Origin of the sequence: Nitrogeniibacter aestuarii (assembly GCF_017309585.1) — a bacterium.
GTDB classification, from domain to species: domain Bacteria; phylum Pseudomonadota; class Gammaproteobacteria; order Burkholderiales; family Rhodocyclaceae; genus Nitrogeniibacter; species Nitrogeniibacter aestuarii.
Genome location: NZ_CP071321.1, coordinates 3827999 through 3840361 on the forward strand (window position 1 = coordinate 3827999; position 12363 = coordinate 3840361).

Genomic DNA, 12363 nt, shown 5'->3' on the forward strand with positions numbered 1-12363 from the left:
CTTACTCCATCCCGGCCACGCGTCGCGCCAGTGCCAGCACCGGCTCGTGATAGAGGAACAGCAACACGGTCAGCGCCGCCGTGGTGGTTTGCGCCGCCACCATGATGACCGGGGCCTCACCATGGGCCTCGTGGTGGTCGTGGCCATCGCCGTGATCGTCGTGGTGATCGTCCGCCGGTGGCGCGCGGAAGAAGGCACGCCACACGATGGGCAGAAAGTAGCCCGCGTTGAGCAAAGTACTAAGCACGAGCACGCCCACGGCCAGCCAGTGCTCGGTGCTCATGGCGCCCGAGAGGATGTACCACTTGGAGATGAAACCGGCGGCCGGCGGCAGGCCGATCATGGACAGCGCGCCAATGGCGAAGGCCGTCATGGTCCACGGCATGCGGCGGCCGATGCCGTCGAGCTGGCTCACTTCGGTCTTGTGCGCCGCCGTGTAGATGGAACCGGCCGCGAAGAACAGGGTGATCTTGCCCACCGCGTGGGCCGCAATGTGCATGGCGGCGCCGACGATGGAGATCGGCGCCAGCAGCGTGGCGGCAAGCGTGATGTAGGACAGCTGGCTCACCGTCGAATAGGCGAGGCGGCGCTTGAGGTTGTCGGCATGCAAGGCCACGATGGACGCGGCAATGATGGTGAAGCCGGCAATGAGCGGCACCCAGTCGGCGCTGCCGGTGGCCACCAGATGATCGACCCCGAAGATGTACACGATCACCTTCACCACCGTGAACACCCCGGCCTTCACCACTGCCACCGCGTGCAGCAGGGCCGAGACCGGCGTGGGCGCGACCATGGCCGCGGGCAGCCAGCGATGGAAGGGCATGAGTGCGGCCTTGCCGATACCGAACATGTAGAGCGCCATGAGCACCGTGGTGCCCAGCGCCCCCACCTGCCCGGCGAGGATGCCGCCCTCACGGAAGTCGAGCGTGCCGGTCATGGTCCACGTGGCGAGCGTGCCGGTGAGCAGGAAGGCGATCGAGGTGCCGATCAGAATGCCCAGATAGATGCGCGCCGACTTCTTTGCGTGCTCGGTGCCGCTGTGGGTCACCAGCGGATAGGTGACCAGCGTCATGAACTCGTAGAACAGGAACAGGGTGAGCATGTTGCCTGCCAGCGCAATGCCCTGCGCCGCAAAGATGGCCCCAGCAAAACAGGCGAAGAAGCGGGTGTGGTGCTTTTCGTTGTTGCCGCGCATGTAGCCGATCGAATACAGCGTGGCGATGATCCACAGCCCCGACGAAATGAGCGCGAACAGAATGCCCAGCGGCTCCACGGTCAGCTTGAGCGGCATGCCCGGGATCATGTAGATCAGCACCAGCTCCGGCCGGGCGCCCGCGGCGACCGCGCCATGCAGGCCAAGCACCTGGACGAACAGGGCCACCGCCGTGATCAGCGTGACCGACTCGCGCAGGTTCGGCCAGCGACCACACGCACTGCCGAGGAACAGCCCCACCAGCGGCGTGGCCAGAATGGCCAGCAGACTCAGGTCACCACTCATCGGCGGCCCTCCATGAGCGCTTCGGCTGCACGCAGCGCCAGATCCATGGACCAGCCCGAATCGAGACCGAACCAGACACAGGCGCCGATCATGAACAGGGCCGGCACCATCATGCTCAGTGGTGCTTCACCCGGCTTGGGCGCATCTTCGGGCGGATCGCGGAAGTAGGCGATTTCAACAAAGCGCCACACATAGATCACCGCAATCAGCGAACTGGCCACGATGGCGGCTGCCAGCCACCACATGCCCTGCTCCATCACCGCCAGCACCAGCGCCCACTTGCTGATGAAGCCGGCCGTACCGGGAATACCGATCAGGCTCAGGCCACCGATCACGAAGGCGAACGCGGTGATCGGCATGGTGCGCCCCAGGCCGGCGAGCCTGTCGAGCGAAGCGCCGCCACAGCGCAGCACCGCGCCGCCGAGTACGAGGAACAATCCGCCCTTGGTGAGCGCATGGTTGAACAGATGCACCAGCGCCGCCGTGGTTCCGGCCACCGAATCGAGGGCGATCCCCAGCGTGATGTAACCGATCTGCGACACGCTGGAATAGGCCAGCAGGCGCTTGACGTTGGCCTGGTAGATGGCCACCACGGCCGGAATGAACATGGCCGCCAGCGACAAGGCCAGCAGGATGGCCCCGGTGGCGCGCGAATCGAACACCACCGTGGCACCGAAGATGCTGAAGAAGAAGCGCATCAGCACATAGATGCTCACCTTGGTGGCCGTGGCCGCCAGGAAGGCCGACACCGCCGAAGGCGAATAGGCGTAAGCATTGGGCAGCCACAGGTGCAAGGGGAAGAGCGCGATCTTGAGCGACACGCCCACGGTGATGAAGGCCAGCCCCGCCAGCAGCGCGCGGGTGTCGGCCATGTGCAGCCGCGTCGCCATATCGGCGAGATTGAGCGTGCCGGTTTCGAGATACAGCATGCCGATACCGATCACGTACAGCGAGGCACCGATGGTGCCCATGAGCAGGTACTGGTAGGCCGACACCACCGCCCGCCGATCGCGCCCCATGGCGATGAGCACATAGGTGGACAGCGACGAGATCTCGAGGAACACGAACAGGTTGAAGGCGTCGCCCGTCAGCACGATGCCGATGAGGCCGGCGATGCACAGCATCATCAGCGAGTAGAACAGGTAGTGCTCTTCGCGCCGCACCTCGGCGGCAATGCTGACCCGGCAATACGGCATCACGATCAGTGCCATCGCCGCCACGATGAAGGCCACAAAGGCGTTGGCCGAATCGACGCGATACTCGATCCCCAGCGGCGGCTCCCAACTGCCCATGGCGTAGGAAATGATCTGCCCGCCCGACGTCTGGTGAATGAGGTCGATGGAAAACACCACGCTCACCAGCGCGGCAACCGTGGCCAATAGCCAGGCGAGTTCCGACCGGCGCACCAGCACGATGAGCGGCGCGGCAATCAGGGGGGCGGCAACGAGAAGAACCGGGGCGTGTTGGCTGAGCAAGGCTTAGTCGGCTGAGTGAGGTTGTTTTTCCTGTTCGGCGTCGGCGGCGAGAATTTCGTCCTCTTCCGCCGACCCGTAGGCTTCCTTGATGCGCACCGCCAGGGCGAGGCCCAGCGCGAGCGTTGCCACCCCGACCACGATGGCGGTGAGGATGAGCACATGCGGCAGCGGGTTCGAATACACCGCAAAGCCTTCACCAATGATCGGAGCCGTCCCGCCGATGAGTTTGCCCGGCGCGATATAGAGCAGATAGACCGCTGTCTGGAACAGACCGAGCCCGACCAGCTTCTTCACCAGATTGCCGCGGGCAATGACGATGAACAGCCCGACCATGAGCAGCAGAATGGTGACGAAGTAGCTATAGTGACTGGCGAAGCTCATATCACTTCCTCGTCGTCGGCGTCGCGCTGGCGCCCGGCAAACATGTAGAAGATCTTGAGCATGACGGCGGCCACGGTGATCGCTACACCGCCCTCGACCAAGAGAATGCCGCGGTGCTGGCCATGCACGCCGTCGTGGGCCAGCACGAAATAGTCCAGGAAATTGCCACCGAGCATGATGCCGGCCACCCCGACTGCCAGATAGAGCAGCACACCCAGTGCGACGCACACTTCCACCGCTGCGTAGGGCACCACTTTGCGGGCACTGGGCAGACCATAGATGAGCGCATAGAAGATCACCGCGGCAGCAATGATCACGCCGGCCTGAAACCCGCCGCCCGGCCCGAAATCGCCATGAAACTGCACATAGAGCGCGAACATGAGCGCAAACGGAATCATCAACTTGGCGATGACCCTCAGGATGATGTCGAGCTTCATGCGTCGTCACCCTCCTTGGGAAGGCGATCGCGCACACGACGCCGGCGCAGCAGTGCAATGACACCGATGCCAGCAGTGAACACCACCGTGGTCTCACCAAGCGTATCGAAGCTCCGGTAGCTGGCCAGCACCACCGTCACCACATTGGGCACCCCGGTCTTTTCAGGCCCCTCGGTGAGGTAGCGCGGCGCCACGTGCTGATGGATCGGCGCCTGCGGATCGGAAAAAGCCGGCAGCCCGAGCGTGCCGTACACCAGCATGCCGCCGGTCACCACCACCACGAACAAGGGCAGCCAGGGCTTGTGCACCGGCTTGGCCTCTTCACCCCCGATGAGATAGAGCGCACCGAACAGCAACACGGTCGAGATGCCGGCACCGACGGCGGCCTCGGTCATGGCCACATCGACGGCGTCGAGCACCACCAGCAAGGTGGCCATCAGGAAGCTGTAGATACCCGAGAGCAGTACGACACCGAACAGATTGCGCTGGCGCGCGATCCCGATGGCCGCAGCCCCCATGAGGGTCAACAGAACGACGGCGGTCAGCGTGGTGAGGATGATGACTCTCCTTCGTCGGTCAGGCCGGGCTTGATGCCTCGGCGCAAGGCAGCATTGGCCAGCGAATGCGTGGCCGTCGGCGAGGTAAAGAAGATCAGCAACCCCAGAATCAGCATCTTCACGGTCGCCAGCGACCAGCCCGACTGCAGGATCAAACCGAGAATGATGAGCCCGGCACCCAGCGTATCGATGATGCTCGCCGCGTGGGTACGGGTGAAGAACGTCGGCATGCGCAGGATGCCGACAGCACCAATGACGCAGAACACGCCACCGACAGACATGAGCACCCAGGAAACGATGTCCACCACCGTCATGCGCGCTCCTCCGTCGAAGGCGCATCGTCGCCCGGCTCGCCCAGGTCGCCATAGCGGAAGAACTTCTGCACGGCGATCGTGCCGATCACGTTCAGCAGACCATAGACGATCGCCAGATCAACGAACTCGGGCCGCTCGGCGATGAACTGAAAGATCGCCAGCAGCAGCATGCTCACCGTCCCGATCGCGTTCCCCGCCAGCGCCCGATCGAAGACGGTCGGCCCCTTGAAGGCGCGAATGAGCGCCAGCGTGAGCGTCACGAGCAGGGCAGCGACCACCACCGCGTAGAGCCCCATCACTGCATTCCCTCGAAAGACGACACGCGGGCATCCATGACGCCGTCAGCCACGTCCTCGGCACCCGCTTTGGTCAGTGCGTGGACGAGTATTTCGTCGCCCTCGATGACCACAGAGAGCGTCCCGGGCGTCAGCGTAATCGAGTTGGCCAGGACCACCTGGCCCACTGCGCTCTTCTGCGATGTCTTGATGCGCACCATGGTCGGGCTGATCGGGAGTTTGGGATCGAGGATGATACGGGTCACCTTGAGCCCGTCGGCAATGATGTGCCACATCAGCCAGGGCCAGTAGCTGAGCGCCCCGGGGCCGAGATGAATCGGGTGGCCTTCATGATCGACCACTTCCATGCGGTGAGAAAACCACACCACCGCAAGCGCACTGAGTACGCCCATGGCCAGCAGAAACGGGATGAAATAGCCCGATAACACCAACCAGAAGGCGAACAGCGTGAGCACGATACTCAGCGATCGGATCCAATGCATGGTTCTGGGTCGAGCCTCTTGTGATATCCCTGTGATGCGCCCCTCAGCGCCCCTTGTTCAAATGCGCGGCAGCCACACTATAACCACGCCTACGGCGGGCGACAAATGGCTTCGCTGCACTGCAAACCCTCAGTAACGACCGCCGTCACGCCAATTGGTTTCGCGGATTTCCTCTCGCAAACGCCTCAATGTTGTCGATGACCTGATCGGCCAGGACCTGCATGGCCGACTGCGAGGCCCAGGCCACATGCGGCGTCACGATCAGATTCGGAATGCTCGCATCGAGCAAGGGATGATCCTTCGGGGGTGGTTCGCTTGAGAGCACATCCAGCGCAGCACCGGCGATCACACCGTCACGCAGCGCCTGCGCCAGGGCCGGCTCATCGACCAGCGCGCCGCGGGCCGTGTTGATGAGGAAGGCCGTCGGCTTCATGCTCGCCAGGGTGCGGGCATTGATCAGGTGCTTCGTCTCCTCGGTCAGCGGACAGTGCAGTGAAAGCACGTCCGCCGTGCGCAACACGTCGTCAAATGCCACGTGCCCCTCACGCACACTGCTGGCCCCCGGACGTTCCGCAAAGATCACGTTCATGCCCAGCGCACGCGCACGATCCGCCACCCCGGAACCCAGGGAGCCAGAGCCCACCAGACCCAGGGTGGCCCCCGCCAGATCACGCACCTTGTGATCGAGCAGACAGAAATTGCGCGCCTCACTCCAGCGGCCGGCGGCCACGTCGGCGGTGTATTGAGGCAAACGCCGGGCCAGCGCGAACATCAACGCCACCACATGCTCCGGCACGGTGGTCACGGCATAGCCCCTGACATTGCTCACCACGATGCCGCGGGCCTTGCATGCTGCCAGATCCACGTTGTCCGATCCGGTGGCGGCGATGGCCACCATCTTGAGATCCGGGAGCGACGAAATCATGTCGGCCGTCAGACGCGTCTTGTTCACCACCGCCACATGAGCACCGGCCAATCGGGACACGGCGTCATCGGGCGCCGTCCACGCGAAGTCCGCCCAGGTGTGGCCGACATCCGGCCGGCGGAAACTCGCATCGACAGAATCTCGCTCGAGCATCACGATCCTCAGGGTCATCGTTGCCTCCTTTCGTTGAGCGGCACATCATTTCACTAGGCGAAATGTACGCCGTTCAAGTACCATCGCCCAATCAGGGAAAGCCGCATACATGACCATCAAGGAAGCCAAACCGTCCTCCATTCAGGTGATCGAGCGCATGATGACGCTGCTCGATGCGCTCGCCGAACATCCGGACCCGGTGCCACTCAAGCAGCTGGCCGCCGACACCGGACTGCATCCGTCGACGGCGCACCGCATCCTTGCCGCCATGGCGCACAGCGGATTCGTCGAGCGTGGCGAGAACGGGGTGTACCGCCTCGGCATCCGCCTGCTGGAACTGGGCTCCTTGGTCAAATCGAGGCTATCGCTGCGTGAAACCGCCATTGCCGACATGCTCGCCCTGCACCAGAAGACCGGTGAAAGCGTGAACCTCGGTATTCGCGACGGCGACCAGATCGTCTATGTGGAGCGCACCTCAAGCGGCCGCTCCGCGGTGCGGGTGGTCCATATCGTAGGCGCACGCGCCCCCCTGCACACGACCGCCACCGGCAAGCTCTTCCTCGTTGAAGATGGCGCCCAGGCCGTCAAGGAATACGCGCGCCGCACAGGCCTGCCCAGCAGCACACCCTCGTCGATCACCGAACTGGGCGCGCTGGAGAAGGAACTGGACCGGGTGCGCCGCCATGCGGTCGCTTTCGACCTGGACGAAGTGGAGAACGGCGTGCGCTGTATCGCCGCCGGCATCCGTGACGACAACGGCGAACTGATCGCCGGCCTGTCGCTGTCCACCCCGTCGGAGCGCTTCAATCCCGACTGGGCACCGCTGGTGCGGGAGACTGCGGAACGCATCTCCAAAGCGCTGGGTTACATCCCGCCGCGCAGCCAGAACCTCTAGAAAACAAAAAGGCCTGCAGTTCGCAGGCCTTTTTCGATGGCGGGGTCTTGTACTAACCCTTGATGCGATCCGCCCGGGCCAGGGTCTGGTCCCATTTGCGCTCGGCGAGCCATTTGCGCAAGCGCTGGGCATCGGCCGTGCGGGTGTACTTGCCGGTCGAATCGAGCAGCACGACAAGCAACGGGCGCCCTTTCAACCAGGCCTGCATCATCAGGCAGCGCCCGGCCTCGCGGATATAACCGGTCTTCGACAGACCGATCCGCCAGTCAGGATCGCGCACCAAACCGTTGGTGTTGCGAAACTCGCGCAAACTGCCGTTGGCCACGTCGACGGTGTAATCGGTGCCGGTGGAGAACTCGCGAATCAGCGGATAACGGGATGCCGCCATCAACATGCGCGACAGATCGCGTGCGGTCGACACGTTGCCTGCGCTCAGGCCCGTGCTTTCGGAAAAATAGGTGTTCCCCAGGCCCAGCAGGCGCGCCTTGGCATTCATGGCCTTCGCGAAGGCACGACTACCGCCCGGGTAATGGCGCGCCAGCGCCGAGGCGGCCCGGTTTTCAGAAGACATCAGGGCAAGGCGCAACGCCTCTTCGCGCGTGATGGTGGTCCCCACCGGCAAGCGCGAGCGGCTGTGGCGCAGCGTATCGACGTCCTGATAGCTGATGCTGATCGTCTCTTTGAGCGACTGCTGGCGGTCGAGCACCACCATGGCCGTCATGAGCTTGGTGAGCGAGGCGATCGGCACCACTTCATTGGCATTGCGGGACAGCAGAACCCGGCCTGTCAGCTGATCGACCACCATGAAGGCGCGTGATCGCAACTCCGGATCGTCATGGCGGGCCTCATCGGCCAGCATGGGCGCCTGTTGCGTAGACAGCGAAGGGATGGTGACCGAAATGCGCGCCAACGCGGCCTGGTCGGCGTGGGCAACACTGCCAAGAACGCCCCCAGCCAGGGCGATCAACCAGAATTTCAAACGACGCAAGATGTTCCCCTAACCAAATCCAGATATTCTTCTTTCACTACGGCGAGTAAGTGTCTGGACTTAAATTAATTTTTGATCACTCTACCCAATGCCAAAACGGAAAGGAAGGGGGTGGTCAGTCCGATTTTGCCGGGGCGTGATTCCGTGGAGTTCAGAGTTGCAGAAAATCGGAGACCTCCCCCCGCCGTTCCATGGTGTCCTCGTAACCCAGGTCCATCAGCGCCCGCGTGAATCCGGGTTCGAACAAAAGGTAGGACAACAGGGTGGAGCCCCCTCGCCGCATGCCGCCGATGCCGCCCAGCACGGCACGCATGGCCCGCGGCAATTCGGTCCGGTGATGCCCGGCGATCGCGTCGATGCGCCGGGATGGCGAGATCACCAGCGTATCGATGGGGCGCAGCGTAATGCCAGCGGCCTCGCGCTGCGTATCACTGAGGGTGCTCAGCGTGTGATTGATCCGTTCGAGCCGCTCCAGATCAACCGCCAGGCTGTCCAGAAAGATGCTGGACATGGCGTGACCGGCGATCTGCGCCAGCGATGGATAGGCCTCCGAACGCTGGCGCCCCTCCTCCGCAAGGCGCCCTGCCCCGATGACCAGAATGCGCTCGGCCCCCAGGTGCACCGCCGGGCTGATCGGCGCCAGTTGACGCATGGACCCGTCACCGAAATGCTCCCGATTGATCTTGACTGCGGGAAAGACGAAGGGAATCGCGCTGCTTGCCATCAGGTGGGCATAGTCGATCTGTGCCGGAAGCCCGACGCGCTGAGCCCGGCGCCAACCGGACACGTGATCCGCCGCCTGGAAGAAGGTGAGCGACTCCCCCGAGGTGTAGCCTGAGGCGGTGATGCTCAAGGCGTCGATATGCCCCGCCGCGATAGCCGGGCCGACTGCCGCCAGATCCATGGTCCGCCGCAGCAGCGCCTCGAGCGGCGCATTGTCCAGCAGGGACCGGGGCGTCTGATTGATCAACCAGCCGGTTGCGAGCGCCGAGCCCCAGCGCAATCCGGTTTCGAGCAGGGCCAGGGCGTCTGCCCGATAGACCTGATCCACATGAAAGTGACGCCAGATATAACCGATGCGGCGCACCGCCATGGAGAAATCATCGGCAAAAACCGCCAGCGCGGTGGCGTTGATCGCGCCGGCGGAAGTGCCACACAGGATGGGAAACGGGTGCCCCGCACGACCGCGCCAAAGCTCGCGGACGGCCCCGAGCACACCCACCTGATAGGCTGCCCGCGCACCACCGCCCGTCAGCACCAACGCTGTTTTCCCTTGCGCCATGGATTGCCCCCTCTGCCTCATCTACGGCGAAGGGGGCAACAGGCTTTAGGGTTGGAGCCCCGATTGTTTCAGCCCTTGAGCGCGGCCTCTTCACCCACATTCATCGCCTCGACCACCGTCAACGCCGTCATATTGACGATGCGCCTGACGGTCGCGGTCGGCGTCAGAATATGCACCGGACGCGATGCGCCCAGCAGGATCGGTCCCACCGTCATACCTTCGCCGGCGGCCGTCTTGAGCAGGTTGAAGGCGATGTTGGCCGAGTCCAGCGTCGGAAAGATGAGCAGGTTCGCATCGTCGCGCATGCGGGCATTGGGGAACACCTGCAAGCGCGTGCTGGCGTCCAGGGCGGCATCGCCATGCATCTCGCCTTCTACCTCGAGTTCGGGATGGCGTTCATGCAGCAGTCGCAGTGCTTCCTGCATTTTCGCGGAAGTCGGTGACGGCTCGGTCCCGAAGCTCGAGTGCGACAGCAAGGCAACCTTCGGCTCGACACCGAAGCGGCGCATCTCCTCGGCGGCAAGTACCGTCATCTCGACCAGTTGCTCGGGCGTCGGGTCGTAGGTGACATAGGTGTCCGCCAGGAACACGGTACGCCCGGGCAGGTTGAGCAGATTGAGCGTGTAGCACTTGCTCGCACCCGACTTGCGACCGAGCACCGTCTCGATGAAGGCCAGGTGCGCCTGGTACATGCCGTAGGTGCCGCAGATCATCCCGTCGGCGTAACCGAACTTGCACAGCAGCGCACCGATCAGCGTGGTACGGCGACGCACTTCACGCTTGGCGTATTCGACCGACACGCCACGACGCTCCATGAGCTCGTGGTAGTGGCCCCACAGGGCGTTGAAGCGGCTGTCTGAATCGGGATTGACCAGTTCGAAATCGGCATCGCGCCTGAGGCGCAGGCCGAAGCGTTCGATGTTGCGGGCCACCACGTCGGGGCGACCGATGAGGATCGGTTGGGCAATGCCTTCGTCCACCACGTTCTGCACCGCGCGCAACACGCGCTCGGATTCACCCTCGGCAAAGATGATGCGCTTGGGATGTCGTTTGGCCGCCGCGAACACCGGCTTCATGATCAGACCGGACTGCCACACGAAGTTGTTCAGCTGCGCGGTGTAGGCATCCCAGTCGTCCAGCGGGCGGGTGGCCACGCCGGATTCGATGGCGGCCTTGGCCACGGCCGGGGCGATGCGCACGATCAGGCGCGGATCGAACGGACGCGGAATGATGTAGTTCGGGCCGAAACCGGACACCTTCTCGCCATAGGCTGCGGCCACAATATCGCTTTGCTCCACGCGGGCCAGCTCGGCGATGGCGTGCACCGCCGCCATCTTCATCTCATCGGTGATGGTCGTGGCGCCCACATCCAGCGCACCGCGGAAGATGAACGGGAAGCACAGGACGTTGTTCACCTGGTTCGGATAGTCAGAGCGGCCGGTGGCGATGATCGCGTCATCGCGCACGGCATGCACGTCCTCGGGCAGGATCTCCGGACGGGGGTTGGCAAGCGCCAGCACCAGCGGATTCGGTGCCATTTTCGCCACCATGTCCTGCTTGAGCACGCCGCCGGCCGACAGACCGAGAAAGACGTCCGCGCCCTCGATGATCTCCCCCAGCGTGCGGGCATCGGTGGGCTTGGCGTAACGCGCCTTGATGTCATCCATCAACACCTTACGGCCCTCGTAGACCACCCCCTCGATATCGGTCACCCAGATGTTCTCGACCGGCACGCCGAGCATCACCAGCAGATCCAGGCAGGCCAGCGCGGCCGCACCGGCGCCGGAGGTCACCAGCTTCACCTCCTTGAGCGACTTGCCCTGCAGATGCAGACCATTGAGCACCGCTGCGCCAACGACAATCGCCGTACCGTGCTGGTCGTCATGAAACACCGGAATGTTCATTCGCTCGCGCAGCCGCTTCTCGATGTAGAAGCACTCGGGCGCCTTGATGTCTTCCAGGTTGATGCCCCCGAATGTGGGCTCCAGGGCCGCGATCATGTCGATCAGCTTGTCGGCGTCCGGCTCGTTCACCTCCAGATCGAACACGTCGATGTTGGCGAACTTCTTGAACAGCACGCCCTTGCCTTCCATCACCGGCTTGGCCGCCAACGGCCCGATGTTGCCCAGCCCGAGCACCGCGGTGCCATTGGTGATGACGCCGATCAGATTGCTGCGTGCCGTCAGCGTGGCAGCTTCGGACGGATCTTCTGCAATGGCTTCGCACGCAAAGGCCACGCCCGGCGAGTAGGCCAGTGAAAGGTCTTGCTGGTTGGTCAGCGCCTTGGTCGGCGTGACCGAGATTTTCCCGGGCCTGGGCTGGCGGTGATACTCCAGCGCGGCGTCACGGTTGGATGCGCTCATGGCGTCTTTTCCCCCTCGGATGGTGGCGATCCGGATCAGGTTCGTGTGGAACCACAACCGTTCGCCGTTAATCAGATTCCCGGCCTGAGACCCAACCTGGTAACAGGGTGTATCCAGCCTTGCCGGTTGTGCATTATTACCGCCGACGTATTTCCGTAAACCCTTACGGCGTGGCATAATAATAGGCTTTCACCGACGATACTGTCGTTCGTGATTTCCACAAGCGCTAGCACTGTCGAGGGACAGGCGGGCGTGAGTTGGCGGCCTCCGATCCGCGTGCTTCAGTCGGCGCAGCCCGACGGATGCATTGGGCACCA

Annotated in this window: 13 protein-coding genes; 1 reads left to right on the forward strand and 12 read right to left on the reverse strand. The window is 63.5% G+C overall.

Annotated features, from left to right (window positions below):
* Position 1: 1 nt before the first annotated feature.
* From J0W34_RS17715 to J0W34_RS17755, 9 genes are all read right to left on the reverse strand, one after another.
* Positions 2–1498 (reverse strand): proton-conducting transporter transmembrane domain-containing protein, encoded by a 1497-nt coding sequence (locus J0W34_RS17715; RefSeq protein ID WP_230969662.1) that lies wholly within the window; start codon positions 1496–1498, stop codon positions 2–4.
* Positions 1495–2973 (reverse strand): monovalent cation/H+ antiporter subunit D family protein, encoded by a 1479-nt coding sequence (locus tag J0W34_RS17720; RefSeq protein ID WP_230969663.1) that lies wholly within the window; start codon positions 2971–2973, stop codon positions 1495–1497. Before J0W34_RS17720 ends, J0W34_RS17715 begins: the two co-directional genes overlap by 4 nt.
* Before the next feature lie 3 nt (positions 2974–2976).
* Positions 2977–3354 carry a cation:proton antiporter subunit C gene (locus J0W34_RS17725; protein WP_227816582.1) on the reverse strand — a complete coding sequence of 126 codons (378 nt, stop codon included), beginning with the start codon at positions 3352–3354 and terminating at the stop codon, positions 2977–2979.
* On the reverse strand, positions 3351–3791 hold the full coding sequence (locus J0W34_RS17730) for a Na(+)/H(+) antiporter subunit B (RefSeq protein ID WP_227816583.1): 441 nt from the start codon (positions 3789–3791) through the stop codon (positions 3351–3353). The genes J0W34_RS17725 and J0W34_RS17730 overlap by 4 nt, the downstream gene beginning before the upstream one ends.
* Positions 3788–4309 (reverse strand): DUF4040 domain-containing protein, encoded by a 522-nt coding sequence (locus J0W34_RS17735; protein ID WP_230971700.1) that lies wholly within the window; start codon positions 4307–4309, stop codon positions 3788–3790. The genes J0W34_RS17730 and J0W34_RS17735 overlap by 4 nt, the downstream gene beginning before the upstream one ends.
* 23 nt (positions 4310–4332) lie before the next feature.
* Positions 4333–4662 carry a monovalent cation/H(+) antiporter subunit G gene (gene mnhG, locus J0W34_RS17740; RefSeq protein ID WP_227816745.1) on the reverse strand — a complete coding sequence of 110 codons (330 nt, stop codon included), beginning with the start codon at positions 4660–4662 and terminating at the stop codon, positions 4333–4335.
* Positions 4659–4958, reverse strand: coding sequence for a monovalent cation/H+ antiporter complex subunit F (locus tag J0W34_RS17745; protein WP_230969664.1), 300 nt, complete (start codon positions 4956–4958; stop codon positions 4659–4661). The genes mnhG and J0W34_RS17745 overlap by 4 nt, the downstream gene beginning before the upstream one ends.
* Positions 4958–5440, reverse strand: coding sequence for a Na+/H+ antiporter subunit E (locus tag J0W34_RS17750; RefSeq protein ID WP_230969665.1), 483 nt, complete (start codon positions 5438–5440; stop codon positions 4958–4960). The genes J0W34_RS17745 and J0W34_RS17750 overlap by 1 nt, the downstream gene beginning before the upstream one ends.
* A gap of 145 nt (positions 5441–5585) precedes the next feature.
* Entirely contained in the window at positions 5586–6536 is a 951-nt protein-coding gene (locus tag J0W34_RS17755; RefSeq protein WP_230969666.1) for a D-2-hydroxyacid dehydrogenase, read from the reverse strand.
* A 91-nt stretch (positions 6537–6627) separates the two neighbouring features.
* Between J0W34_RS17755 and J0W34_RS17760 the strand changes: the two genes are divergently transcribed.
* Positions 6628–7413, forward strand: a complete 786-nt coding sequence (locus J0W34_RS17760) for an IclR family transcriptional regulator (protein WP_230969667.1) — start codon at positions 6628–6630, stop codon at positions 7411–7413.
* A 52-nt stretch (positions 7414–7465) separates the two neighbouring features.
* Here the strand turns inward: J0W34_RS17760 and pbpG are convergent, their stop codons facing one another.
* From pbpG to J0W34_RS17775, 3 genes are all read right to left on the reverse strand, one after another.
* Positions 7466–8401, reverse strand: coding sequence for a D-alanyl-D-alanine endopeptidase (gene pbpG, locus J0W34_RS17765; protein ID WP_227816588.1), 936 nt, complete (start codon positions 8399–8401; stop codon positions 7466–7468).
* Between the two features lie 151 nt (positions 8402–8552).
* Positions 8553–9683: a patatin-like phospholipase family protein gene (locus J0W34_RS17770; RefSeq protein WP_227816589.1), complete on the reverse strand. Its 1131-nt coding sequence runs from the start codon at positions 9681–9683 to the stop codon at positions 8553–8555.
* A 68-nt stretch (positions 9684–9751) separates the two neighbouring features.
* Complete coding sequence (locus tag J0W34_RS17775) at positions 9752–12046, reverse strand: NADP-dependent malic enzyme (protein ID WP_230969668.1); 2295 nt, start codon at positions 12044–12046, stop codon at positions 9752–9754.
* Between the last annotated feature and the right edge of the window lie 317 nt (positions 12047–12363).